Origin of the sequence: Pseudomonas izuensis (assembly GCF_009861505.1) — a bacterium.
Taxonomy (GTDB): Bacteria; Pseudomonadota; Gammaproteobacteria; order Pseudomonadales; family Pseudomonadaceae; genus Aquipseudomonas; species Aquipseudomonas izuensis.
In genome coordinates this window covers 220,910-246,884 of record NZ_WTFT01000002.1, presented here as the reverse complement: position 1 = coordinate 246,884, position 25,975 = coordinate 220,910, and the positions used below count along the sequence as shown (strand labels likewise).

General features: G+C 60.3%; 24 protein-coding genes and 1 riboswitch. Of the genes, 11 read left to right on the top strand and 13 right to left on the bottom strand.

Annotated features, from left to right (window positions below):
- Positions 1 to 38: 38 nt before the first annotated feature.
- From fba to tkt, 6 genes are all read right to left on the bottom strand, one after another.
- Positions 39 to 1,103, bottom strand: a complete 1,065-nt coding sequence (gene fba / locus GPL81_RS01340) for a class II fructose-bisphosphate aldolase (RefSeq protein WP_019694035.1) — start codon at positions 1,101 to 1,103, stop codon at positions 39 to 41.
- A gap of 255 nt (positions 1,104 to 1,358) precedes the next feature.
- Complete coding sequence (locus tag GPL81_RS01335) at positions 1,359 to 1,691, bottom strand: MliC family protein (protein WP_160104901.1); 333 nt, start codon at positions 1,689 to 1,691, stop codon at positions 1,359 to 1,361.
- 56 nt (positions 1,692 to 1,747) lie between these two features.
- Positions 1,748 to 1,969: a hypothetical protein gene (locus GPL81_RS01330; RefSeq protein WP_160104900.1), complete on the bottom strand. Its 222-nt coding sequence runs from the start codon at positions 1,967 to 1,969 to the stop codon at positions 1,748 to 1,750.
- A 35-nt stretch (positions 1,970 to 2,004) separates the two neighbouring features.
- Complete coding sequence (locus GPL81_RS01325; protein WP_160104899.1) at positions 2,005 to 3,168, bottom strand: phosphoglycerate kinase; 1,164 nt, start codon at positions 3,166 to 3,168, stop codon at positions 2,005 to 2,007.
- A 25-nt stretch (positions 3,169 to 3,193) separates the two neighbouring features.
- Entirely contained in the window at positions 3,194 to 4,249 is a 1,056-nt protein-coding gene (gene epd / locus GPL81_RS01320; protein ID WP_096514484.1) for an erythrose-4-phosphate dehydrogenase, read from the bottom strand.
- 166 nt (positions 4,250 to 4,415) lie between these two features.
- Positions 4,416 to 6,413, bottom strand: a complete 1,998-nt coding sequence (tkt, locus tag GPL81_RS01315; RefSeq protein ID WP_160104898.1) for a transketolase — start codon at positions 6,411 to 6,413, stop codon at positions 4,416 to 4,418.
- A 272-nt stretch (positions 6,414 to 6,685) separates the two neighbouring features.
- Between tkt and GPL81_RS01310 the strand changes: the two genes are divergently transcribed.
- From GPL81_RS01310 to GPL81_RS01295, 4 genes are all read left to right on the top strand, one after another.
- On the top strand, positions 6,686 to 7,681 hold the full coding sequence (locus tag GPL81_RS01310; RefSeq protein WP_160104897.1) for an ArsR/SmtB family transcription factor: 996 nt from the start codon (positions 6,686 to 6,688) through the stop codon (positions 7,679 to 7,681).
- Positions 7,682 to 7,699: 18 nt separating this feature from the next.
- Positions 7,700 to 8,890, top strand: a complete 1,191-nt coding sequence (gene metK, locus GPL81_RS01305) for a methionine adenosyltransferase (RefSeq protein WP_095195981.1) — start codon at positions 7,700 to 7,702, stop codon at positions 8,888 to 8,890.
- Between the two features lie 277 nt (positions 8,891 to 9,167).
- Positions 9,168 to 10,847 carry an NAD-dependent DNA ligase LigB gene (ligB, locus tag GPL81_RS01300; protein WP_160104896.1) on the top strand — a complete coding sequence of 560 codons (1,680 nt, stop codon included), beginning with the start codon at positions 9,168 to 9,170 and terminating at the stop codon, positions 10,845 to 10,847.
- A 98-nt stretch (positions 10,848 to 10,945) separates the two neighbouring features.
- Positions 10,946 to 11,341 (top strand): DUF1090 domain-containing protein, encoded by a 396-nt coding sequence (locus GPL81_RS01295; protein WP_160104895.1) that lies wholly within the window; start codon positions 10,946 to 10,948, stop codon positions 11,339 to 11,341.
- Positions 11,342 to 11,419: 78 nt separating this feature from the next.
- Here the strand turns inward: GPL81_RS01295 and GPL81_RS01290 are convergent, their stop codons facing one another.
- On the bottom strand, positions 11,420 to 11,869 hold the full coding sequence (locus tag GPL81_RS01290; protein ID WP_160104894.1) for a c-type cytochrome: 450 nt from the start codon (positions 11,867 to 11,869) through the stop codon (positions 11,420 to 11,422).
- A gap of 128 nt (positions 11,870 to 11,997) precedes the next feature.
- On the opposite strand from GPL81_RS01290, the gene mltA reads away from it, so the two are divergent.
- On the top strand, positions 11,998 to 13,182 hold the full coding sequence (mltA, locus tag GPL81_RS01285; protein WP_160104893.1) for a murein transglycosylase A: 1,185 nt from the start codon (positions 11,998 to 12,000) through the stop codon (positions 13,180 to 13,182).
- A gap of 113 nt (positions 13,183 to 13,295) precedes the next feature.
- Here the strand turns inward: mltA and GPL81_RS01280 are convergent, their stop codons facing one another.
- Both GPL81_RS01280 and GPL81_RS01275 read right to left on the bottom strand, forming a co-directional pair.
- The gene (locus GPL81_RS01280) at positions 13,296 to 13,679 is read right to left on the bottom strand and encodes an MAPEG family protein (protein ID WP_160104892.1); all 384 of its coding nucleotides are present in this window, start codon (positions 13,677 to 13,679) and stop codon (positions 13,296 to 13,298) included.
- Positions 13,680 to 13,710: 31 nt separating this feature from the next.
- Positions 13,711 to 14,544, bottom strand: coding sequence for an EamA family transporter (locus GPL81_RS01275; RefSeq protein WP_160104891.1), 834 nt, complete (start codon positions 14,542 to 14,544; stop codon positions 13,711 to 13,713).
- A 287-nt stretch (positions 14,545 to 14,831) separates the two neighbouring features.
- On the opposite strand from GPL81_RS01275, the gene GPL81_RS01270 reads away from it, so the two are divergent.
- Positions 14,832 to 16,001: an MFS transporter gene (locus tag GPL81_RS01270; protein ID WP_121104116.1), complete on the top strand. Its 1,170-nt coding sequence runs from the start codon at positions 14,832 to 14,834 to the stop codon at positions 15,999 to 16,001.
- Between the two features lie 6 nt (positions 16,002 to 16,007).
- On the opposite strand, the gene GPL81_RS01265 is transcribed toward GPL81_RS01270, so the two are convergent.
- A complete protein-coding gene (locus GPL81_RS01265; protein ID WP_160104890.1) occupies positions 16,008 to 16,895 on the bottom strand; it encodes a formate/nitrite transporter family protein in 888 nt (295 codons plus the stop codon).
- 167 nt (positions 16,896 to 17,062) lie between these two features.
- Complete coding sequence (locus GPL81_RS01260) at positions 17,063 to 17,467, bottom strand: acyl-CoA thioesterase (RefSeq protein WP_160104889.1); 405 nt, start codon at positions 17,465 to 17,467, stop codon at positions 17,063 to 17,065.
- A 198-nt stretch (positions 17,468 to 17,665) separates the two neighbouring features.
- A riboswitch (S-adenosyl-L-homocysteine riboswitch) is annotated at positions 17,666 to 17,768 on the top strand.
- Between the two features lie 23 nt (positions 17,769 to 17,791).
- Here GPL81_RS01260 and ahcY point away from each other — a divergent pair.
- From ahcY to rhlE2, 5 genes are all read left to right on the top strand, one after another.
- Positions 17,792 to 19,201, top strand: coding sequence for an adenosylhomocysteinase (ahcY, locus tag GPL81_RS01255; RefSeq protein ID WP_160104888.1), 1,410 nt, complete (start codon positions 17,792 to 17,794; stop codon positions 19,199 to 19,201).
- Between the two features lie 193 nt (positions 19,202 to 19,394).
- Positions 19,395 to 20,240, top strand: coding sequence for a methylenetetrahydrofolate reductase [NAD(P)H] (metF, locus tag GPL81_RS01250; RefSeq protein ID WP_160104887.1), 846 nt, complete (start codon positions 19,395 to 19,397; stop codon positions 20,238 to 20,240).
- A gap of 78 nt (positions 20,241 to 20,318) precedes the next feature.
- Positions 20,319 to 21,401: a hypothetical protein gene (locus GPL81_RS01245; RefSeq protein WP_160104886.1), complete on the top strand. Its 1,083-nt coding sequence runs from the start codon at positions 20,319 to 20,321 to the stop codon at positions 21,399 to 21,401.
- Between the two features lie 87 nt (positions 21,402 to 21,488).
- A complete protein-coding gene (locus GPL81_RS01240; protein WP_160104885.1) occupies positions 21,489 to 22,313 on the top strand; it encodes a substrate-binding periplasmic protein in 825 nt (274 codons plus the stop codon).
- Between the two features lie 222 nt (positions 22,314 to 22,535).
- Complete coding sequence (gene rhlE2 / locus GPL81_RS01235) at positions 22,536 to 24,404, top strand: RNA helicase RhlE2 (RefSeq protein WP_160104884.1); 1,869 nt, start codon at positions 22,536 to 22,538, stop codon at positions 24,402 to 24,404.
- A 253-nt stretch (positions 24,405 to 24,657) separates the two neighbouring features.
- Here rhlE2 and GPL81_RS01230 read toward each other — a convergent pair whose 3' ends face one another.
- Positions 24,658 to 25,245, bottom strand: a complete 588-nt coding sequence (locus tag GPL81_RS01230) for a YceI family protein (protein ID WP_160104883.1) — start codon at positions 25,243 to 25,245, stop codon at positions 24,658 to 24,660.
- Positions 25,246 to 25,277: 32 nt separating this feature from the next.
- Entirely contained in the window at positions 25,278 to 25,829 is a 552-nt protein-coding gene (locus GPL81_RS01225) for a cytochrome b (RefSeq protein ID WP_096514446.1), read from the bottom strand.
- Positions 25,830 to 25,975: the final 146 nt, after the last annotated feature.

Genomic DNA, 25,975 nt, shown 5'->3' with positions numbered 1-25,975 from the left:
ATTTCTGCGGGTTTTTTGTGTGGCTCAAACGCTGAGGCTTAGTTGACCTTGGCGTTCAACTCACCTTTCAGGTAACGCTGGAACATCGCTTCCAGGGAGATCGGCTTGATCTTCGAAGCGTTGCCGGCAGTACCGAAGGCTTCGTAACGCGCGATGCACACGTCGCGCATGGCGGTCACGGTGGCGCCGAAGAATTTACGCGGGTCGAATTCGCTCGGGTTGGTGGCCATCAGGCGACGCATAGCACCGGTGGATGCCAGACGCAGGTCGGTGTCGATGTTGACCTTGCGCACGCCGTGCTTGATGCCTTCGACGATTTCTTCAACCGGTACGCCGTAGGTCTCTTTGATGTCGCCGCCGTACTGGTTGATGATCGCCAGCCACTCTTGCGGAACCGAAGACGAACCGTGCATCACCAGGTGGGTATTCGGAATGCGTTTATGGATTTCCTTGATGCGGTCGATCGCCAGCACGTCGCCGGTAGGCGGCTTGGTGAACTTGTACGCGCCGTGGCTGGTGCCGATGGCGATGGCCAGGGCGTCGACCTGGGTGCGCTTGACGAAGTCAGCGGCTTCTTCCGGGTCGGTCAGCATCTGGCTGTGGTCCAGAACGCCTTCGGCGCCGATACCGTCTTCTTCACCGGCCATACCGGTTTCCAGCGAGCCCAGGCAGCCCAGCTCGCCTTCTACCGATACGCCGCAGGCGTGAGCCATGGCCACGGTTTGTTGGGTAACGCGCACGTTATAGTCGTAGTCGGTCGGGGTCTTGCCGTCTTCGCCCAGGGAACCGTCCATCATGACCGAGCTGAAGCCCAGCTGAATGGAGCGCTGGCAGACGTCAGGGCTGGTGCCGTGGTCCTGGTGCATGCACACCGGGATGTGCGGGAATTCTTCGATGGCCGCCAGGATCAGGTGACGCAGGAACGGCGCGCCGGCGTATTTGCGAGCACCGGCCGAAGCCTGGACGATCACCGGGGAGTCAGTCTTGTCAGCGGCTTCCATGATGGCGCGCATCTGCTCAAGGTTGTTGACGTTGAAGGCTGGAACGCCGTAGCCGAACTCGGCTGCGTGGTCCAGCATCTGGCGCATGCTGATAAGTGCCATTGTGTGTGTCTCTCCCGGTTGAGGGTCGTTAATCGTGCCAGCCTGCCGGAGCGGCGGCGGCTATTCAAGTTATTGCAGATCGGGGGTTAATCCGGCCTGCGAATTCGGTGTTACGCACAAATCTGAACATCGACGCAGAACCTGTAGGAGCAAAGCTTGCTCGCGATAGCGGTGTAACTGCCGACACATATATTGAATGTACCGGCCTCATCGCGAGCAAGCTTTGCTCCCACAGGGTTTAGCGTCGGCTCCGTGTTATTGCGCTTTACAGCCACGGCCAATCAAATCATTGGTGGCAACCCAGTAAACCAGGCCTTCCTCACCTTTTATGTGAAACGCCAGCATGTTGTCGCTATACAGCGATCCCGACGCACCGGGCTCCTGCTTCAAGCGGTAGACCTGATCGGCCCCACCCAGTCGCACGTCGACCTCCCTGCGGCTGTCGTCGGTGTAGCGCCAGAGCACCTTGGCCTGGCTGTCACAGGTCCAGGTGGTCCAGTTGTCAGCCGGGGCGGACGACTGGAACGGGTTTAGGTTGGCGCACCCCGCCAGCAGGACCAGTGCCGTAATGGCGATAAAACCTTTCATCCGTGTTCCTCGACCGGCGGCGCACGCTACCGGCCCTGAGTAAAGAGTCAGACCCGTCACGGACAACCATGTTCCTTGGCGGGAGTCTGTGTCTCGTATTTGTCCAGGCCTTCAGGCCCGGAACGCTTGTTGAGCACCGGATTGGTTTCCGCCTGCCAGTCGGCCTGGTAGCAGCCATTCGGCGACGCAGCCGGCGCGGGTTCCGGTGTGGCTTTCGGGTTACTCCCGCAAGCCGCCAGCGAACCCGCGACGATCAACAGCGCTAACGTCTTGACCATATGAACACTCCCTTGCCTGGCCAAACGGGCGAGCCTCAGGCCTTTGCCCGGCTTTCCAGGACTTCAACGGCTGGCAGCACTTTGCCTTCGACGAATTCGAGGAACGCGCCGCCACCGGTAGAAATGTAGGAGATCTGCTCGGCAACGCCATATTTGTCGATGGCGGCCAGGGTGTCGCCACCGCCAGCGATGGAGAATGCCGCGCTGTCGGCGATGGCCTGGGCCAGTACCTTGGTGCCGTTGCCGAACTGGTCGAATTCGAACACGCCGACCGGACCGTTCCACAGGATGGTTTTCGACGATTTCAGCAGTTCGGCGAAGTTCGCTGCGGTCTGCGGGCCGATGTCCAGGATCATGTCGTCGGCTGCCACGTCAGCGATCAGCTTCACGGTGGCCGCGGCGCTTTCGGCGAATTCCTTGGCAACCACCACGTCCACCGGCAGCGGAACGCTGACTTTGGCGGCGATGGTACGGGCGGTGTCCAGCAGGTCAGGCTCGTACAGGGATTTGCCGACCGGATGACCGGCAGCCGCCAGGAAGGTATTGGCGATGCCGCCGCCGACGATCAACTGATCACAGATCTGGCTCAGGCTGTTCAGTACGTCGAGTTTGGTCGACACCTTGGAACCGGCAACGATGGCAGCCATCGGCTGGGCCGGTGCGCCCAGGGCCTTGCCCAGTGCATCCAGTTCGGCCGCCAGCAACGGGCCTGCCGCTGCGATTTTGGCGAACTTGGCTACACCATGCGTCGAACCCTCGGCACGGTGCGCGGTGCCGAAGGCGTCCATCACGAACACGTCGCACAGGGCAGCGTATTGCTTGGCCAGTTCATCGGCGTTCTTTTTCTCGCCCTTGTTGAAGCGCACGTTTTCGAACAACACGATGTCGCCGGCTTTCACGTCGACGCCGCCCAGGTAGTCAGCCACCAGCGGCACTTCGCGGCCCAAGGCCTTGCTCAGGTAGTCAGCGACTGGCTTTAGGCTGTTTTCGGCGGAGAACTCACCTTCGGTCGGACGGCCAAGGTGCGAGCAAACCATCACTGCCGCGCCTTTTTCCAGGGCCAGCTTGATGGTCGGCAGCGAAGCCAGGATTCGCGCATCGCTGGTGACTACACCGTCCTTCACCGGGACGTTGAGGTCTTCGCGGATCAGTACGCGCTTACCTTGCAGATCGAGGTCGGTCATCTTCAACACGGTCATGGGTCGCATTTCCTGGGTTACTGATTTAGAGAGCAGTGGGTGGATTCGCTGTTTGCAGATAGTGCTCTGCAACATCCAGCATTCGGTTGGCAAAACCCCATTCGTTGTCGAACCAGGCCAGGATGTTCACCAGCCGTGGGCCGGAAACGCGGGTCTGACTGGCATCGACGATCGCCGAATGTGGGTCGTGATTAAAATCACAGCTTGCATGGGGTAGCTCGGTATAGGCCAGCAGACCCTTGAGCGGGCCGCTGGTGGCAGCCTCGCGCAGGATCCGGTTGACCTCGGTGGCGTCGGTATCGCTCACGGTCTGCATCGTAATATCGAGGCAAGACACGTTGACCGTCGGCACACGTACGGCTTTGGCCTGAATTCTCCCGGCAAGTTCCGGCAACAGGCGTTCGATGCCGCGCGCCAGACCGGTGGACACCGGGATCACCGACTGGAACGCCGAACGGGTGCGACGCAAGTCTTCGTGGTGATAGGCGTCGATCACCGGCTGATCGTTCATCGCCGAGTGAATCGTGGTGATCGACACATACTCCAGGCCGATCGCCTGATCGAGCAGGCGCAACAACGGCACGCCGCAGTTGGTGGTGCAGGAGGCATTGGACACCAACAGCTCGTCACCGGTCAGGCACTCCTGGTTCACGCCGTAGACGATGGTGGCGTCGACATCCGACTCGCTGGCCATCGGCTGGGAAAACAGCACGCGTGGCGCGCCGGCCTCGAGAAAACGCTGGCCGTCGGCACGGGTGTGGTAAGCGCCGGAGCATTCCAGCACCAGATCGACGCCCAGGGACGCCCAATCGATGCCTTCGGGGGTGGCACTGCGCAGGACCTTCACGCAGTTGCCATTAATATGCAGACAATCGCCATCGACCTTCACCTCACCGGGAAAGCGCCCGTGGGTGGAGTCAAAACGTGTCAGGTATTCGATGCTGGCCATGTCGGCCAGATCGTTGATCGCGACAATCTCAAACCCTGCCGTCGAGCCTCGCTCGAACAACGCACGCAAGACGCAACGACCAATCCGGCCGTAGCCGTTGAGTGCAACTTTGTAGGGACGCGGTTGAGGCATGGGGGTTCTCGATTACCGTGGTGAATCTGTCATTGCAGCGTTGAATGTTCCATTGTCATCGCGGGCAAGCCTTGCTCCCACAGGGCTATGAAATCCGTGGGAGCAAGGCTTGTCGGATCGCCGCACCGCCGCGATGGCGTCAGAACAGGCAATACATACCCTGAACTTAGTCTTCCAGCAGCTCTTCAGCCTGACCCAGGATGTTTTCCAGGGTGAAGCCGAACTCTTCGAACAAGGCCGAAGCAGGCGCCGACTCGCCGTAGGTGGTCATGCCGATCACGCGACCTTCCAGGCCGACGTACTTGTACCAGTAGTCGGCGTGGGAAGCCTCGATGGCGATACGGGCGCTGACCTGCAACGGCAGGACCGATTGCTTGTAGCCGGCATCCTGGGCGTCGAACACGCTGGTGCAAGGCATGGAAACCACACGCACCTTGCGGCCCTGCTCGGTCAGTTTGTCGAAGGCTTGAACGGCCAGGCCGACTTCCGAACCGGTCGCAATCAGGATCAGCTCAGGCTCGCCAGCGCAATCCTTCAACACGTAGCCGCCACGGCTGATATCACCGATCTGCAAGGCATTGCGGGTTTGATGCTGCAGGTTCTGACGCGAGAAGATCAGGGCCGAAGGACCGTCCTTGCGCTCCAGCGCGTATTTCCAGCACACCGCCGATTCAACGGCATCGGCGGGACGCCAGGTATCGAGGTTCGGCGTGCAGCGCAGGCTGGCCAGTTGCTCGATTGGCTGGTGAGTCGGGCCGTCTTCGCCCAGACCGATGGAGTCGTGGGTGTAGACGTGGATCACACGCTGCTTCATCAGGGCCGACATGCGCACGGCATTGCGGGCGTATTCCATGAACATCAGGAAGGTCGCGCCGTAAGGCACCAGGCCGCCGTGCAGGGCGACGCCGTTCATGATGGCGGTCATGCCGAACTCGCGCACGCCGTAGTACATGTAGTTGCCGCTGGCGTCTTCAGCGGTGACGCCTTTGCAGCCTTTCCACAGGGTCAGGTTGGAACCGGCCAGGTCGGCCGAACCGCCGAGGAACTCCGGCAGCAGCGGGCCAAACGCGTTCAGGGCGTTCTGGCTGGCTTTGCGGCTGGCGATGGTTTCGCCCTTGGCCGCCACTTCGGCGATGTAGGCGTCGGCCTTCTCGGAGAAGTCGGCCGGCAGCTCGCCGCTCAGACGACGAACCAGCTCGTTGGCTTCGGCAGGGAAGGCAGCGGAGTAGGCTGCGAAACGCTGATCCCACTCGGCTTCGACCGCGCGACCGGCTTCCTTGGCATCCCACTCGGCATAGATGTCGGCCGGGATTTCGAATGGACCGTGATTCCACTTCAAGGCTTCACGGGTCAGGGCGATTTCCGCGTCACCCAGCGGGGCGCCGTGGCAGTCTTCCTTGCCTTGCTTGTTCGGCGAGCCGAAACCGATGGTGGTCTTGCAGCAGATCAGGGTTGGCTGCGAACTTTTGCGTGCAGTCTCGATGGCGATCTTGATCTCTTCCGGGTCGTGACCGTCGACATTGCGGATCACTTGCCAGTTGTAGGACTCGAAACGCTTCGGCGTGTCATCGGTGAACCAGCCTTCGACTTCGCCGTCGATGGAGATGCCGTTGTCATCGTAGAAGGCAATCAGCTTGCCCAGGCCCAGAGTGCCGGCCAGGGAAGCGACTTCGTGGGAAATGCCCTCCATCATGCAGCCATCACCCAGGAACACGTAGGTGTGGTGGTCGACGATATTGTGGCCGGGACGGTTGAATTGTGCCGCCATGACTTTTTCAGCCAGGGCAAAACCCACGGCGTTGGCCAGACCCTGACCCAGTGGGCCGGTGGTGGTTTCAACGCCCGGGGTGTAGCCGAGTTCCGGGTGACCTGGCGTGCGGCTGTGCAGTTGGCGGAACTGCTTCAGGTCATCGATCGACAGGTCGTAGCCGGTCAGGTGCAGCAGCGAGTAGATGAGCATCGAGCCATGACCGTTGGACAGCACGAAGCGGTCACGGTCGGCGAACGATGGATTGCTCGGGTTGTGCTTGAGGTAGTCGCGCCAAAGCACTTCGGCGATATCCGCCATACCCATAGGGGCACCGGGATGGCCGCTGTTGGCTTTTTGCACGGCATCCATGCTGAGGGCACGAATGGCGTTGGCACGCTCACGACGGCTAGGCATCGCTGTTCTCCTGGGGATTCTGAAACAAGAGTGAATAAACGAAACGGAAAAAAGGCGAGCATTTTCCCTCACCGAGACGCTTCGGGGCAATGACAGATAGTCATATGAAGGCGTTTTTCCAATGGATAACGACGGTTTCGGCGGGTGAAACCTTTCCGCCATTCGTTTGTTGACTGAACGTAACGTTAAGAAGTGCCATCTATCGAGCAATATCAAAACTTTTTGATATTGCTCTTGCGGTGCTTCCGGCGCGTGACTAGACTGCCGGCCTTATGAATTTACGCGTGCCTTCCATTCGCCATGACGATTGCGATGAGCTGGCGGCCCTGTGCAAGGCCGGCGGCGATCCTCTGCGCTTGAATGTATTGCGCGCACTGGCCAACGATTCGTTTGGTGTGCTGGAACTGGCGCAGATCTTCGGTATCGGTCAGTCAGGCATGAGCCATCACCTTAAGGTATTGGCCCAGGCCGGCCTGGTGGCGACCCGCCGTGAAGGCAATGCGATTTTTTACCGTCGCGCCCTGCCCCACACTGATCTGCTGGGCGGCAAGCTGCACGCTGCCTTGCTCGAAGAGGTGGACGACCTGACCCTGCCGGCCGATGTGCAGTCGCGGATCGCTCAGGTCCATGGCAAACGGGCAGCGGCCAGTCAGGACTTTTTCTCACGGGTCGCGGAAAAATTCCGCGCCCAGCAAGACTTGATCGCCGGCCTGCCACAATATCGCGATAGCGTGGTGGCCTTGCTCGACAAGCTGAGTTTCAGCGAAGGCGCCACAGCCATCGAGGTCGGCCCCGGAGACGGCGCGTTTCTACCGGAACTGGCGCGCCGCTTCACCCAGGTCACGGCGCTGGACAACAGCCAGGCGATGCTTGAACTGGCACGCCAGGTGTGCGAACGCCAAATGCTGACCAACGTCAGCCTGCAATTGGCCGATGCCTTGAACGGTGTGAGTCTCAAGGCCGATTGCGTGGTACTGAACATGGTGCTTCACCATTTCGCCGCACCGGCCGATGCCCTTGGGCACATGGCCAATTTGCTGCAACCAGGCGGTAGCCTGTTAGTGACAGAGTTATGTAGCCACAACCAGAGTTGGGCCAGGGAAGCCTGCGGTGATCTCTGGTTGGGGTTTGAACAGGACGATCTGGCCCGTTGGGCCACCGCTGCGGGACTCGTTCCCGGGGAAAGCCTCTATGTAGGCTTACGTAATGGTTTCCAGATCCAGGTCCGCCATTTTCAGCGGCCGGCTGGCGACACTCACCATCGGTAATTTCAGGAAAACATCGAGATGAGCGAATACTCCCTTTTCACCTCCGAGTCCGTGTCTGAAGGGCATCCGGACAAAATCGCCGACCAGATTTCTGATGCGGTGCTGGACGCCATCATTGCTGAAGACAAGTTCGCCCGCGTGGCGTGCGAGACTCTGGTGAAAACGGGCGTTGCGATCATCGCCGGCGAAGTCACTACTTCGGCCTGGGTTGACCTGGAGCAGATCGTTCGTGACGTGATCACCGACATCGGCTACACCAGCTCCAACGTCGGCTTCGACGGCGCGACCTGCGGCGTGATGAACATCATCGGCAAGCAGTCCCCCGACATCAACCAGGGTGTCGACCGTGCCAAGCCTGAAGATCAGGGTGCCGGCGACCAGGGCCTGATGTTCGGCTATGCCAGCAACGAAACCGACGTGCTGATGCCTGCACCGATTACGTTCTCGCACCAGCTTGTGCAAAGGCAAGCCGAAGCCCGTAAATCCGGCCTGTTGCCTTGGTTGCGTCCGGACGCCAAGTCGCAAGTGACTTGCCGCTACGAAAACGGCAAGGTTGTGGGTATCGACGCGGTTGTCCTGTCGACCCAGCACAACCCGGAAGTGTCCTACAACGACCTGCGCGAAGGCGTGATGGAGCTGATCGTCAAGCACGTGCTGCCTGCCGAACTGCTGACCAAGGACACCCAGTTCCACATCAACCCGACTGGCCAGTTCATCATCGGTGGCCCGGTGGGCGACTGCGGCCTGACCGGTCGCAAAATCATCGTCGACAGCTACGGCGGCATGGCCCGTCACGGCGGTGGCGCGTTCTCCGGCAAGGATCCATCGAAGGTTGACCGTTCGGCTGCCTATGCCGGTCGTTACGTGGCCAAGAACATCGTCGCTGCCGGCCTGGCCGAGCGTTGCGAGATTCAGGTGTCCTACGCCATCGGCGTCGCCCAGCCGACTTCGATCTCGCTGAACACCTTCGGCACCGGCAAGATCAGCGATGACAAGATCGTCAAACTGGTCCGCGAAGTGTTCGACCTGCGTCCGTACGCGATCACCAAGATGCTTGACCTGCTGCACCCGATGTACCAGGAAACCGCGGCATACGGCCACTTCGGTCGTACCCCGGCGACCAAGACCGTGGGTGACGACACCTTTACCACCTTCACCTGGGAAAAAACTGACCGCGCCGACGCCCTGCGTTCCGCTGCCGGCCTGTAAGACTTCCCCGGCTGTACCAAAAGCCCCGCACGGTTTGCCGTGCGGGGCTTTTTATTGTCTTTCGCTTGAGACCGTGTCGCCCCCTTCGCGGGCAAGCCCGCTCCCACAGGACCTGCGTCGTCCGCAAAATTTGAACACTCCAACGATCTCTGTGGGAGCGGGCTTGCCCGCGAAGAGGCCGGCCGCGCCAGCAAAAATATCCGGCAAAACACCCATTCATCGCGCCAACCCTTACTGACCTAGCCTTCAAACACCCCACTGAGCAAGGACGCTCGCAATGCCCCTCACCCTGCGCCTGTTACTCACCTGCCTGCTGACCTTTTCCTGCCTGAACGCCAACGCCACCCAATGCCCCGACTGGCCACCCCAACGCGCCTCCAACGAAATCACCGCCCTGCAAAAGCAGATCGACCTCTGGGACGACAGCTATCACGGCCTGGGAAAATCCCTGGTCGCCGACGAACTCTACGACCAGTCCCGCGCGCGCCTTACCCAATGGCGCCAATGCTTCAATCAGATTGCCCCCACAGATCCGCTGCGCACTGCACGCGGCACGATTGCCCATCCCATCGCCCACACCGGCCTGGACAAACTGCACGACGACCAAGCCGTCGAGCATTGGCTGCGCGATCGCACGGATGTCTGGGCTCAACCCAAGGTCGACGGCGTTGCCGTGACCCTGATTTACCGCAATGGCCTGCTGACCCAGGCGATCAGTCGTGGCGACGGCTCACAGGGTCAGGACTGGACGGCTTCGGCACGCCAGATTGCGGCCATCCCCCCACACCTGTCACAACCCCTGGATCTGGTGGTGCAAGGTGAACTTTACTGGCGCCTGGCCGGGCACGTGCAGGCCCGGGATGGCAGCCTCAATGCCCGTTCCACGGTTGCCGGTTCGATGGCCCGCAAGTCATTGAGTGCGCAGCAGGCAACCGGGATAGGTCTGTTTGTCTGGGACTGGCCCCAAGGTCCGGCGAACTGGCCAGAGCGCGTCGCGGCGCTGGATGAACTGGGTTTTCCGGGCACCACGGCCTACAGCCAGCCGATTAGCACGCTGGCCGATGCGCAGCGTTGGCGTGATCACTGGTACCGCTCGCCTTTACCATTTGCCAGCGATGGCATCGTCCTTCGTCAGGAAAAACGTCCACCCGCCGAGCGTTGGCAAGCCAAACCACCCTATTGGAGCATTGCCTGGAAGTATCCCTTCGCCCAGGCGCTGGCCGAGGTGCGCAAGGTTCACTTCAAGGCTGGCCGCACCGGGCGGATCACGCCGGTGCTGGAACTGACGCCGGTGATGCTCGATGACCGCCTGATCAAGCGTGTCAGCGTGAGCTCCCTGCAACGCTGGCAAGCGCTGGACATTCGACCCGACGACCAAGTCGCCATCAGCCTTGCGGGCCTGACCATCCCCCGGTTGGACAGTGTGGTGTTGCGCAGCACCGAGCGCCCGGAACTGAATGTGCCGCGGGCCAAGGACTTTCATTCGCTAAGCTGTTGGCAGCCGACACCGGGATGCGAGGGTCAATTTCTCGCCCGCCTGACCTGGCTCAGTGGCAAACAGGGCCTGGCCTTGCCCCATGTCGGCCCTGGCACTTGGGAAAAACTGCTTCGAGCAGGTCGCCTGAACAGTCTGCTGGATTGGTTAACCCTCGATGCTCAAGAGCTTGCTAACATTGACGGTTTCGGCGAGCGCAGTGCCGCGCGACTTTCGAGCAGTTTCGACAGTGCCCGGCAACGCCCTTTCGCCCGTTGGCTCAAAGCCCTGGGTATGCCGCCGACAGGCCAGGCACACCTCGCGAGCTCTTGGCAGGCACTGGCGCAACGAGACACCGAACAATGGCAGGCCGAAGCCGGTATAGGTCCGGGACGCGCAGCGCAATTGAGCGCATTTTTTCGCGACCCGCAGGTTCTGGCCTTGAGTGAAACTTTACGGGCGACAGGGATAGACGGTTTTTAGCGACCGGCGATGCCTTGGCGTCCGGGAACCCTCTGGTACCGATGGGCTCGAACAACCATCGCCGCATCGACCCGATTGCCTTTTCACATGGAGCTTTTATGAAATTTCTTTCACCGCTCGCCCTGCTGACCCTTTGCAGTGTGTTGGCCACCCCGCTGATGGCCGACGAAGAAGCTCCGGGGCTGACAGGTTGTGCCGCCAAGAAGCAAGGCATCATCAATCAGATCGAACTGGCCAAGTCCCACGGCAATGCCGAGCAGCAGGCAGGCCTGGAAAAAGCCCTGAGCGAAGTCACCGCCAACTGCACCGACGCCTCGCTGAAGAAAGAACGGGAAAACAAGGTACTCGCCGCCAAGCACGAAGTCAGCCAGCGTCAGGCCGATCTCGACAAGGCCATGAAAAAAGGCGATCCCGAGAAGATCAACAAGCGCAAAGACAAACTGGCCGAGTCCCGCAAGGAATTGCAGGAAGCCGTCGACGAACTCGACAAGTGACCTGTAGGAGCTGGCTTGCCAGCGAAGAGGCCCTTGAGGGCGCCAAAAGCTTCGCTGGCAAGCCAGCTCCTACACATTTCAATGATCCCGAAACTTTTTATGGCACGCACTACAAGCGTCTTCGACCTTCTGCACCGCCGGCCCCAGGTTGCTGGCCTTGTAGGGTTGAACCTGGCTGACAATCACCAGCTCACCAGTGGCGGCTTCAAGGGTACGGGCCATTGCCTGGAAGCGCTCCTGCTGCTGCCAGACATCGCTTTTGGCACTGGTGTGGTCCTCTTCACGCACTTGCGGGAAATGCTTCCATGGCTCATGGGACAGCGTGTCGAGCTTCGCCGCGCCGTCAGCGAATTTCGGGCCATCGAACGGAATACGGCCACGCAACATGCCGCCCAGGTCTTCGCCTGTCTTGAGCATTTGCTTGAAAATGGCCTTGCGCTGACCAAGCGGCGAATTGGGATCGACACCGCCGCAAGCGGACAATGTCAGGCAGGCCAGCAATACAACGGAAAGTCTTTTAAGAGTCATGGTGGCTTCAGGTCACGGGAGACGGCGGCCAGTATCCTCGCGTCCCAGGCAAACACCAATACCCCTATTATCAATACGGGTTGCATGCGCGCATGGAGCACACATGCAACCGGCAAAGGAATTACTCCATGAACAGCCGTTTCAAGGCGTGGCGTTACAGCCTGGCCTGGACCCTGCCGATGGTCGCCCTGCTCGCAGGTTGCACCGGTGGCGAAAACAAACAGCCAAAGACCCATGCCCTGGCCACCTATTCCAGCGCCACATGGGAAGCATTGCCGACAGTGTCCGACAACGACCTTGTCGCCGGCTTCGGCTCATGGCGCAGCGCTTGCACGCGACTCAAGGCCGATCCGGTCTGGGGTGGCACTTGCGCAGCGGCGGCCAACGTACCGCAGACGGCCGGCGACATTCGCGGCTTTCTCAAGCAGAACCTCGATGTCTACGGCCTGCGCGCCGCCAACGACAACCCCAACGGCCTGATCACCGGTTACTACGAGCCGGTCTACCCCGGCAGCCTGACCCAGACCGCGGCGGCGAACATTCCGGTGTATGGCGTGCCCGAAGACATGATCATCGTCGCCCTGGACAGCCTCTACCCGGAACTCAAGGGCAAACGCCTGCGTGGCCGGCTCGAGGGTCGCGTGCTCAAGCCATACGACGATGCGGCAACGATTGAAACCAAAGGGGTCAAGGCGCCGGTGGTGGCCTGGCTGACCGATCCGATGAACCTGCAGTTCCTGCAAATCCAGGGTTCGGGCCGTATCCAGCTCGACAGCGGCCGTCAGTTGCGCATCGCTTACGCCGACCAGAATGGCCACCCGTATCGACCGATCGGACGCTGGCTGGTGGAGCAAGGCGAGTTGAAGAAAGAAGACGTGACCATGGGCGCGATCAGCAACTGGGCCAAAGCCAATCCGTCGCGTATTCCGGAACTGCTCGGCAGCAATCCCAGCTATGTATTTTTCACCCGTAATCCCGACAGCAATGAAGGGCCTCGCGGCTCGCTGAACGTGCCATTGACGGCGGGTTACAGCGCCGCAGTGGATCGCAAGGTCATTCCGTTGGGCAGCCTGTTGTGGCTATCCACCACCAAACCGGACGGCAGCGCACTGGTGCGACCGGTAGCGGCGCAGGACACCGGCGGCGCGATTGCCGGCGAGGTTCGCGCGGACCTGTTCTGGGGTACGGGCGATGCGGCCGGGCAACTGGCCGGGGACATGAAGCAACAGGGGCAGATCTGGATGCTCTGGCCCAAAGGCGCGGCGTTGCCGCAGGTGCCTCAAGTCGCTGATGCGGAGAAGACCAAGCCCTGAACCAAGCGTTGGCCGTTAGATAGCCATCGCGAGCAGGCTCGCTCCTACAGGGGTTGTGCATAACCTGTGGGAGCGAGCCTGCTCGCGATGAGGCCCTTATCGGCAATAAGGATTCAGACTGACACAACAAAGAATGCAGCTATCAACCCCATCCCCACAAACCACACCAATGACCGCAATATCGCCCAGTCCGCCAGGTAGCAAATGATGTACAGCAGCCGACTGGTGATGAACAACACCGACAGCACATTGATCGTCACCAGCTCGGCATTGCCAACCAGGTGCGCCACGATCACCGCCGCGGCAAACGCCGGTGTCACTTCGAAGCTGTTCAATTGCGCCGCATGCGCACGCCTGGCAAAACCATTCAGTGATTCCAGAAAGTCCCGGGGGTCATGGTTGTCTTGCAGACGATAACCGCCACTGGCCTTGGCGATGCCCGTACAGACATAGGGCAGGAAAATCGCGATCAAAATGCACCACAGGGCAACCGTCATAGAGCAGTCCTTCTTCACATTGTCAGAGCAGTCAGAATTTCATCACCAGTATGCCGATCAGCACTAAGCCGCAGGCCAGGAGCCTGGGCCCGCCAAAAGGCTCTTTCAGATAACGCATACCGAACAGCACCACCAGAATCACGCTGATCTCGCGCAGCGCTGCCGCTTCGGCTATCGAGCCCATCTGCATGGCCCACAGCACCAGAGCGTAGCTGAACAACACGCAGAACCCGACCGCCAGCCCCAAACGCCACTGCTCGCGCCAGAACAGCCTGAATGCCGGCCGCTTGCGTACCCAGGCCAGCAACGGGAACGGCCAGGCACTGAGCAGCGTCACCCAGACCAGGTAGTCCAGTGGCTGCGACCAGCGCCGCAGCGCCTGGCCGTCGATGTAGGTGTAGCAACCGATACACAGGCCAATCAGCGCCACAACCGGCAACATCGACCAGGGCAGGCGCGCACCGCCTCCGCCCTGCCACAGCAGGCACAGCATGCCGAGCGGGATCAGCAGAATTCCGAAAATCTGCTGATGGGTCAGCGCCTCCCCGGCAAAGATCAGCGTCAGCGCCAGCACCACCAACGGTGACAACCCGCGCATCAGCGGATAGACCAGCCCGAGGTCGCCGACCCGATAGGCCTGAATCAACAAATAGCGATAGAGCAATTCGAACGCGGCCGAGGCCAGAATCCACGGCCAGATTTCAATGGGCGGCAGTTCCACGAAAGGCAGCATCACAACGACAAACAACATCGCCACGCTGTCCATGCACGCCACCACCAGCAACCGTTCGGCGCTGAATTTGATCAGGGTATTCCACGCCGCATGCAACAGCGCCGCCACCAACACCAGAGCCGTCGCAAGCACGGCACACTCCTTTTGCAGTCCACCCCGCCCCCCTGTGGGAGCAAGGCTTGCCCGCGATGGCGCCCTTGAAATCGCCATCGCCGGCAAGCCGTGCTCCCACAAAGTATCGGGGGGAGAATTGATTCGCGATATGTCAGCAGCTGTTTATACTGCAAGCGACCACGCCGCACTCAGTTGCGCACAGACTAAATCCAATAAAATCTGCCCCTGACCACTCTCGTCGAGAAGGGTCGTTGGCATGCGTATGCCTGATCACAGCGTCAAGACTACCGACAGAGACCTTGCGCATGCCACTCGCTTTGCTTGCCCTCGCTGTTGCCGCGTTTGGCATCGGCACCACTGAATTCGTCATCATGGGCCTGCTGCCCGATGTTGCCCGCGACCTCGCGGTGAGCATCCCCAATGCCGGTCTGTTGATTACCGGCTACGCCCTGGGCGTCGTGTTCGGCGCGCCGATCCTCGCAGTCGGCACCGCCAACATGCCACGCAAAGCCACATTGCTGGGCATGACGCTGATGTTCATCCTCGGCAACATGCTCTGCGCCCTGGCGCCGAACTACGCCACGCTGATGGCCGCTCGAGTCGTCACCGCGCTGTGCCACGGCGCGTTTTTCGGCATCGGCTCGGTGGTGGCCGCCGGGTTGGTGGCACCGAACAAACGGGCCCAGGCGATTGCCATGATGTTCACCGGCCTGACCCTGGCCAACGTGCTGGGCGTGCCGCTGGGCACTGCGCTTGGGCAATACGCCGGCTGGCGCTCGACGTTCTGGGCGGTGTCGGTGATCGGTGTGATCGCCGCCGTTGCGCAATGGCTCTGGTTGCCGAAAGACATTGCGATGGACAAGGCCAACCTCGCCAGCGAGTTCAAGGTGCTGGGCAAGGTCAACGTGCTGTTGGCGCTGGGCATGAGCGTGCTGGCCTCGACCAGTCTGTTCAGCGTGTTTACCTATATCGCGCCGATCCTGCAGGACATCACGGGCGTCAGCCCCCACGGCGTGACGATCATGTTGCTGTTGTTCGGGGTAGGTTTGACGGCGGGCAGCATGCTCGGCGGTCGCCTGGCGGACAGCCGCTTGCTGCCGTCGCTGGTCGGCATGGCGCTGGCTGTGGTGCTGGTACTGGCCGCCTTCAGCCAGACCAGCCACTCGGTGATCCCGGCGGCGATCACGCTGGTGCTGTGGGGGATTTTCGCTTTCGCCCTGTGCCCGATCCTGCAATTGCTGATCATTGATCAGGCCCATGAAGCCCCCAATCTCGGCTCGACCCTGAACCAGAGCGCATTCAATCTCGGCAACGCGGCCGGGGCGTGGATTGGCGGGCTGGTGGTGGCCAGCGGCGCGGACCTGGCGGACTTGCCATGGACGGGCGCGCTGGTCAGCGGGCTGACGGTGCTGACCGCGCTGTTCTTTATCCATCTGCAACGTCGCGGCGTAGCGGCGGTTAATGCAGCAAGCTGATATCGACTATTTTTCAATCTTCCGCGGGTCGGGCTCCTCGCCCTGATCCGCTGCGTTTTTCGGCGGCCCGCTTTCACTGCGAATCTGCGCATGGCTGATCAGCGCGAAGATAAAGCTGCCACCGATGATGTTCCCCGCCAGCGTGGGACCGGCGAACACCAGCCAGAAATCCTTCCACGGCAATTCGCCGGCGAACACCAGGTACGAAACCTCAAGCGAACCGACCACGATATGCGTGAAATCCCCCAGCGCCATGAAGTAGGTGATGAGGATGATGATCCACATCTTGGCGCTCTCCATGGACGGAATCATCCAGACCATGGTGGCGATCATCCAGCCCGAAACAATGCCCTTGGCGAACATCTGGCCGGCGTGGTTTTCCATGACCTTGCGGCCGATGTCGAGGAAGGCGATATCGGTCTTGCTGTCGAAAATCGGCAGCTCCAGCATCACGTAGGCCACCAGCAAGGTGCCGCACAGGTTGCCGACCAGCACCACCGTCCACAGCCGCAACAATCGACCGAAGTTGCCCAGCGTGGGTTTGCTCATGATCGGCAGCACCGCCGTCAGGGTGTTTTCGGTGAACAGTTGCTGGCGGGCGAGGATCACCGCGAGAAACCCCGCGCAGTAGCCGAAACTGGCAATCACCTTGAAGCCTTCGCCATCCGGCAGCCGGGAGTTGAGCAAGCCCATGCCCATCAGTGACAGCCCCATGGTCAGGCCGGCGGCCAGCGCGGACCACCACAGCGCGGCAACGCTGCGTTCAAGCTCCTGATCGCCCTGGGTACGGATGATTTCGTGCAACACCGCCGCCCGTGGTGGCTGGCTCTTTTCGACTTCGTGCTGCTCTTTGGCCGAGAGGTCGGGGGTCTTGCCGGCTTTGTGAGTGTCCATAACGCTCCTGAACCGCTGGCGTGCGATTTAGTTACGACCCGCGCGGGTTGGAGCTGTTCACCGCTCTATCAAACGAAACCTTCCCTTGTAGGAGCTGGCTTGCCAGCGAATGGGCCCTCAAGGCAGCCAAATGCTTCGCTGGCAAGCCGGCTCCTACAGGTCCCGCATTATTCGACGGGGGCATCATCCTTGAACTGGTCTTTGACGTACTTGATCTCGGTCCGGCCATGCGGCGCGGGCAAACCATCTTCCCCGAGGTTGACGAAGACCACTTTATCCACCGTCAGGATGCTCTTGCGGGTGATCTTGTTGCGCACTTCGCAACGCAAGGTGATCGAGGTGCGGCCGAATTCGGTGGCGGTGATGCCCAGTTCGATAATGTCGCCCTGGCGCGAAGCGCTGACGAAGTTGATTTCGGAAATGTATTTGGTGACGACGCGCTGGTTGCCCAGCTGGACGATGGCGTAAATCGCCGCTTCTTCGTCGATCCAGCGCAGAAGGCTGCCGCCGAACAGCGTGCCGTTGGGGTTGAGGTCTTCGGGTTTGACCCATTTGCGGGTGTGGAAATTCATGCTCACTCCTGACCGTCTTGCCGATAGATGCCAGGGATCATGGCAGAGCCTGGACCAGAGCTCTATTCGGCATCTTCTATAGCCACTATTACCGTTCGAACATTGACCGACAGAAACCCTTTGGAAGATCAGCATAGCCCGCTATAATCGCCCCCGTTTCAAAACGGTCATCATGACTTGATACCGTTTTCCCGCCACCTGTCCGAGGGGCGCTGCAGCAGGCTAGACCTGTCAGGCTCGGATGGGGCGTTGCCAGGCCTTGATCGGCCCGACACTAAACGCACAACGGCGCCCATTCGCATACTTTACGAATGGAGGCTCTTCATGAGCGCTGTTATCACGCCTGCAGATTTTAACGATTACAAAGTCGCCGACATGTCCCTGGCTGCCTGGGGCCGTCGCGAAACCATCATCGCCGAATCCGAAATGCCGGCCCTGATGGGTCTGCGCCGCAAGTACTCCGAAGAGCAACCGCTCAAGGGCGCGAAAATCCTCGGCTGCATCCACATGACCATCCAGACTGCCGTGCTGATCGAAACCCTGGTTGCCCTGGGTGCCGAAGTACGCTGGTCGTCCTGCAACATTTTCTCGACTCAGGACCAGGCTGCCGCGTCCATCGCTGCTGCCGGCATTCCGGTTTTCGCCTGGAAAGGTGAGACCGAAGAAGAGTACGAGTGGTGCCTGGAGCAAACCATCCTGAAAGATGGCGCGCCTTGGGATGCCAACATGATCCTCGACGACGGCGGCGACCTGACCGAGCTGCTGCACAAGAAATACCCACAGGTACTGGATCGCGTCCACGGCGTGACCGAAGAAACCACCACCGGCGTTCACCGTCTGCTGGACATGCTGGCCAAGGGCGAGCTGAAGATCCCGGCCATCAACGTCAACGACTCGGTGACCAAGAGCAAGAACGACAACAAGTACGGCTGCCGTCACAGCCTGAACGATGCGATCAAGCGCGGTACCGATCACCTGCTGTCCGGCAAGCAAGCGCTGGTCATCGGCTACGGTGACGTGGGCAAGGGTTCCGCCCAGTCCCTGCGTCAGGAAGGCATGATCGTCAAGGTCTCCGAAGTTGACCCGATCTGCGCCATGCAAGCCTGCATGGACGGTTTCGAAGTGGTTTCGCCGTTCATCGACGGCATCAACAACGGCACCGAAGCGAGCATCGACAAGGCACTGCTGGGCAAGATCGACCTGATCGTGACCACCACCGGCAACGTCAATGTTTGCGACTCGAACATGCTCAAGGCCCTGAAGAAGCGTGCTGTCGTCTGCAACATCGGCCACTTCGACAACGAAATCGACACCGCTTTCATGCGCAAGAACTGGGCATGGGAAGAGGTTAAGCCACAGGTACACAAGATCCACCGTACCGGTCCTGGCGCATTCGATGCCCAGAACGACGACTACCTGATCCTGCTGGCCGAAGGCCGTCTGGTTAACCTGGGCAACGCCACCGGCCACCCAAGCCGCATCATGGACGGCTCGTTCGCCAACCAGGTCCTGGCGCAGATCTTCCTGTTCGGCCAGAAATACGCCGACCTGTCGCCAGCCCAGAAAGCCGAGCGCCTGACCGTTGAAGTACTGCCGAAGAAACTCGACGAAGAAGTGGCCCTGGAAATGGTCCGCGGTTTCGGCGGCGTCGTGACTCAACTGACCAAGACCCAGGCCGACTACATCGGCGTGACCGTCGAAGGCCCGTTCAAGCCGCACGCTTACCGCTACTGATCGATTCAGCTATCCGCTCCCCGTGGGGGGGCGGATTCATGCAGAAACCGCGCGCACCTGTGGGAGCAAAGCTTGCTCGCGATAGCATCACCACAGTATGCCCTGGGTACCGAGGCGCCTCCATCGCGAGCAAGCTTTGCTCCCACGGGTAGCGCGATAACTGCAAGGCTTACGCGTTTCCAAGGATATGACCATGTCCCAAGATCGTCGCTACAGCTTCGAGTTCTTCCCTACGAAGACCGACGCTGGGCATGAAAAGCTGCTCGCCACTGCTCGCCAGCTGGCCACGTACAACCCCGATTTCTTCTCCTGCACCTACGGCGCTGGCGGTTCGACTCGTGATCGCACCCTCAACACCGTGTTGCAGCTTGAAAACGAAGTCAAAATCCCTGCCGCACCGCACCTGTCTTGCGTGGGCGACAGCAAGGACGACTTGCGCGGCCTGCTGAGCCAATACAAGGCCGCCGGTATTACCCGAATCGTTGCCCTGCGCGGTGACCTGCCTTCGGGCATGGGCATGGCCAGCGGCGAATTGCGCCACGCCAATGACCTGGTCGAATTCATTCGTGAACAGACTGGCGATCATTTCCACATCGAAGTTGCCGCCTATCCGGAAATGCACCCGCAAGCGCGCAATTTCGAAGACGATATTGCCAATTTCGTGCGCAAGGCCAATGCCGGCGCCGACAGCGCGATCACCCAGTACTTCTTCAACGCCGACAGCTATTTCTATTTTGTCGACCGTGTGCGGGCACTGGGCGTGAACATCCCGATCGTGCCGGGCATCATGCCGATCACCAACTACAGCAAACTGGCACGCTTTTCCGATGCCTGCGGGGCGGAAATCCCGCGCTGGATTCGCAAGCAACTGGAAGCGTATGGTGACGACACCCAAAGCATTCAGCGTTTCGGCGAGCAGGTGATTACCGAAATGTGTGAGCGTTTGTTGCAAGGCGGTGCGCCAGGTTTGCATTTCTATACCCTGAACCAGGCTGAAGCCAGTCTGGCTGTGTGGAACAACTTGAAGCTACCGCGCTGATCGTTTCCACGCTGGTATACGGGGCCCTCTTCGGAGGGCCTTTTACATTCGGAAGAACCTACGGAAAGCTGTAGCCCCATGATGACTGCGCCCTCGACCTCACGCCCTCAACTCGTCTACCTGGTATTCGGCTCCGAAACCTACCATCAGGAAGCCGTGTTCAGCATTGCCAGTGCCTTGGCCTGGCTGCGTGAAACGCCAGACGCGGCGCTCGATATCCAGGTCTTCAGCGACAACCCGCAGCCCTACGAAAAACTGCCGGTGCACGTACGCCCTCTCGACGAAGCAACACGCCGACGCTGGAACGAACCCCACGGCTATCACTTTCGTGCCAAGCATGTCGCCCTGCGCACAGTGCTGGAAGAGTTCGACACGGCGCTGCTGATCGACACCGATACGTTCTTCCACTGCTCACCACTCAAGTTGTTCGAACGCGTGCAACCGGGCACGCTGCTGTGTAACGACTACTACACCCACTACGGCAACAACAAAGAGAACCTGCTCTACACCGCGTTGTCGGCAACGCTCATGGAAAGGGGCCTGGCTGACGACCAGATGATGCTGCTCAATTCCGGTGTCATCGGTTTGAACCGGCAGGACATTCAAGTCCTCGATCGCTCGATCGCGCTGATCGACGAATTGTTCCCGTTGGCGCAGGGCGCATACACCCTCGAAGAGTTCTGCCTGTCGGTAGCTGCCTATCGGACGCTGGAGATCAAAAAGTGTCCGGACCTGATTCACCACTACTGGAGTCGCAAGCAATTGTTCAGGGCCAAGGTCAAAGCCTGGGCTGTCAAACATGCCGCACAACCGACCAGCCCGGCAGCACTGGATGACACCCACCGCGTGTCGGCTCATCTTCCACGGCCACCACGACCACAGCGAATGCTCTACAAAGTCATTACCCTGGCGCTGCCCGAACATCTGCGCCAATTCATTCGCGAAGTCCTTTACGGCTGCTATGAACACCCCAACGAGTTCGACCAGGCCTGCGGACCGGTCTGGTGGGAAAAGGCATTGCAGAACCAGCAGGAACGCCTCGGTACGCCGGTTGGGCAACACCTGCTTGAGGACTGGTTCACCAAGCCCCTGGTCAAGATGATTCTTGGTGAGCGGTGCACAGCGATCCACGCACACTTGCTCAATACGTCGAGCAAATAGCGACGTCGCACCCAATCAGCTCTGGTACAACGCTAAACATGCACGCCAGAGCTTCTCATTAGGCGTTCAGCGTACTAACCTCAGGCCATGCCCGCCATTGCCCAGCTGCTTACCGTTGTGCTTTTTACTTGCCTGAGCTTCGCCGCCCGGGGCGAGAAACTGCGCATTGTCACGGAACCGTGGGCTCCTTATGTCTATGAGGAGAACGGCAAATCCCTTGGGCTCGATTACGAAACCACCGCCATTGTGTTCAAGCGCCTGGGCATCGAAGTGGAATGGCAGTTCCTGCCGTGGAAGCGCTGCTTGTCGATGCTCGAAACGGGTCAGGCCGATGGCGCTCTGGACATTTTCCACAGTGATGAGCGCGACGCGACCCTGCTCTACCCCAGCGAACCGCTCTCGGAAGTCCAGTTCGTAATGTTCTACGCCAATGGTCGACCGCACCCGTTTCGCACCCTCGACGAACTGCGCGGGCTGACCATCGGCACCTCGCCTGGTTACCTTTACAGCCAGGATTTCAGGGAGTCGACGCTGTTCACCCGCGAACCGGCACCGAGCCATGAAGCCAATTTCGGCAAGCTGGTGCGCGGACGGATCGACCTGCTGATCACCGACCGCCGGGTCGGCCAGCATTTGCTCGACGAGCTGAATATCCGTGACAAGATTACCGAAAACCCGACTGTCATCAGCCAGCAGAGCCAGTTTCTGGCGGTGCGTCGCAATGCCGGCATGGATTTGTTGGTACAACGCTTCGGTGCCGAGCTCAAACGCTTTAAGCGCGAGCCGGCCTACGCAGAGCTCAGCGCCCGCTACGGCGCTGCCCCGGTAACCGCTGCAAACGCAGCGAGTACCGCAAGTGCCACCGCGCCCCGTACAAAAACCGTTGAGCAGCAGGAAAGCGGCGCGCAGTGATTGCTCTGTTATACTCCGGCCTTCCCGCCAGGCTCACGCCCGGACGCTCGGAATCGTTCAAGGCATCTCGACCCCGCTACAGCGCAGCTTTTCAGCCCGCGCGAGCACTCCAGACGAACCTTCGAAACCCAGCAGGACCGGACGGGATAGCGTCTCCTTAAACGCCATTCGCGCCAGGCAAGACTCCCATTGGGCCAAGCCCTAACTAAAACAGGATTTCTCATGTCCTTTGCTTCCCTCGGTCTCTCCGAGGCTTTAGTCCGCGCCATTGAGGCAGCGGGCTATACCGAGCCTACTCCGGTGCAACAGCGGGCCATTCCCGCCGTGTTGCAAGGTCGCGACCTGATGGTCGCGGCACAGACAGGTACTGGTAAAACCGGCGGTTTCGCCCTTCCGATCCTGGAGCGGTTGTTCCCCAACGGTCACCCGGACAAATCCCAGCGTCATGGCCCGCGCCAGCCGCGCGTACTGGTCCTGACCCCCACGCGCGAACTCGCTGCCCAAGTGCATGAAAGCTTCAAGGTCTATGCCCGTGACCTGAAATTCGTCAGCGCCTGCATCTTCGGCGGCGTCGGCATGAACCCTCAGGTTCAGGCCATGTCCCGTGGCGTCGACGTGCTGGTGGCCTGCCCTGGCCGTTTGCTCGATCTCGCCGGCCAAGGCAGCGTCGACCTGTCCCACGTGGAAATCCTCGTGCTGGACGAAGCCGACCGCATGCTCGACATGGGCTTCGTCCATGACGTGAAGAAAGTCCTGGCCCGCCTGCCAGCCAAACGGCAGAACCTGCTGTTTTCGGCGACGTTCTCCAAGGACATCACCGACCTCGCCGGCAAATTGCTGCACAACCCGGAACGCATTGAAGTCACGCCACCAAACACCACGGTCGAGCGCATCGAACAGCGCGTGTTCCGCCTGCACGCCAGCCACAAGCGTGCGCTGCTGGCGCACCTGATCACCGCTGGCGCCTGGGAACAGGTGCTGGTGTTCACCCGCACCAAGCACGGCGCCAACCGCTTGGCCGAGTACCTGGACAAACACGGCCTGAGCGCCGTTGCGATCCACGGCAACAAGAGCCAGAACGCCCGCACCAAAGCCCTGGCCGATTTCAAGGCAGGGACTGTGCGCATCCTGGTCGCCACCGACATCGCCGCCCGCGGCCTCGATATCGACCAGTTGCCACACGTGGTCAACTTCGAACTGCCTAACGTCGATGAAGACTACGTGCACCGCATCGGTCGTACCGGCCGTGCCGGTCGTTCGGGCGAAGCGATCTCGCTGGTGGCCCCGGACGAAGAAAAACTGCTGAAAAGCATCGAACGCATGACCAAGCAGAAAATCGCCGACGGCGACCTGATGGGCTTCGATGCCAGCGCCGTGGAAGCTGAAAAACCGGAAGCCCGCGAACGTCCTGACATGCGCAACCCGCGCAATCCACGTGGCCCGCGCGGCGATGGTCCGAACGGCAGCGGTGGCGGTCGTAAAGACAAGGGCAAGGACAAGGGCAAGGAGAAGCCCGCGACGGGTGAGCGTGGCGAGCGTCCGGCCCGTCAGCAGAAGCCTCGCGAAGGCACCCCGGCCCGTGAACAGCGTCAGCCAAGCCAACCACCACGTGCCGCCGCTGATCGCGCTCCAGACGAGTTCCTGGATGACGATATCGATAACTTCGGTAACCGCGTCGACTACGTGCCACAACAGAAACCGGCCCAGGGCCGTGGCCGCCGTCCAGGTGCTCCGGCACAAGGTACGGCCGCCGGTTCGGGCGCTCCACGGGGTGGCAAGCCTCAGGGTCGCCAGAACGGTCCGCGCAACAGCGATGGCGCCAGCACTGGCACGCCGCCAGCCAAGCGCAACGGCCCACGCAACGGTGCGCCACGTGACGGTCAGGCCCGTCGCGAAGACTCGCGCAATCGCCGCCCGGCCCGTGATGACCAGTCCCGTTCCGAACCGGCCGTGCAGAACCCGCGCAGTCCGACACCGAAGATCATGCACAAGGAGTCGAAGGCCGATCGCTTCCCGACACCTGAGCAGCTGGATCAACTGCCAAGCCGTCCTCGCGGTGAAAAACCGGCATTGCTGACTCGCAATCGCTGATTTGTCGCTGAAATGAAAAATGCCCCGGACCGAAAGGTCCGGGGCATTTTTTTGGCGAATGAGAAAACCTGTGGGAGCGAGCCTGCTCGCGAAGGGGGCGTGTCAGTCGCCATCAAAGTTGGATGAACCACCGCCTTCGCGAGCAGGCTCACTCCCACAGGGATTTTTTGATGCCAGCAGGGATTTGTATACAGCAATAAAAAAACGCCCGCGCTCGTGAGAGCAGCGGGCGTTTTTGTGTCAGGCGCGAAAGTTATTTCGCTTTCACACCTTCAAACGAGACGTACATTTCAACCGCATCGGACGATGGGCCCAGGTCTTTCTGCGTGCCGAAATCGGAACGTTTGAGGCCGAAAGTGCCCTCAAAACCGGCACGGTAGCCGCCCCATGGATCCTTGCCTTCACCCAGGAAAGTAGCCTTGACCACGATTGGCTTGGTCACGCCCAGGATGGTCAGGTCACCGGCCACGTCAGCGGTGTCTTTGCCCGCGGCGTTTTTACCGGTTGGCTTGACGCTGGTGGAAACGAACGTCGCCTTGGTGCCGTTCAGGAAGTCTTTGCTGGAAATGTGCTTGTCACGCTCGGCGTTGTTGGTGAACACGCTGGCGGTGTTCACATTGAACTCGATCTTGCTGGCTTCAGGCTTGGCAGCGTCAAAGCTGAACTTGCCGTCGATGTCCTTGAACGTACCGATGATGTAGCTGTAGCCCAGGTGGCTGATCTTGAAGTCAACGAAGGCGTGCTGGCCTTCTTTGTCGACCACGTAGTCAGCGGCCATAACGTTACCGGTGGACAACAGGGCAGAACCGATTGCCAGAGCGGCCAGAGTCTTTTTCAACATACTTTGTTTTCCTTTGGAGTCGAGGTTGAGCTTCAGGCTTTGCGACCCAGCATTCGTTTGAGGGTCACATCGCGATCGATAAAGTGGTGCTTCAATGCTGCCAACGCATGGAGGCCGGAAAAAATGACCAGCACCCACGCCAGGTAGAGATGAATCGCGCCAGCGGTGTCTGCCTGGTCCGGTAGTCCGGACACCAGCGCAGGCACTTCAAACCATCCAAACACCGGAATCCCGACACCTTCTGCGGTGGAAATCAGGTAACCGGCAATCATCACAGCAAACAGCGTGAGATACAGAAAGCCATGGCCGAAGTGGGCGCCGAGGCGTGTCATGCGGCTGTAGCTGGACAAAGTGGGCGGCGGCGGGCTGACAAAGCGCCACAGCACCCGCAGCACCATCACAGCCAGCAACACCAGGCCGATGCTCTTGTGCAAGTCCGGTGCGTCTTTACGCCAGGTGCTGTAGTAGTCGAGACCGACCATCCAAAGGCCCAGCGCGAACAGACCGAACACCGCCAGTGCCACGCCCCAGTGCAGGACTATGCTGACCAAACCATAACGGGAAGTAGAGTTACGTAGCTGCATTGCCTAGATCCTGTGAGTGCTGGCCCAAGACTATCGAGTTATCTATCGAATTAAAGCGGAAAATTTCGCTTTGAAATATCGAAAAATGCGATCAAGAGTCTGAAATGGCTGAGTTAAGGAAAGATTAAAGGGCAGATTGTGAAAAA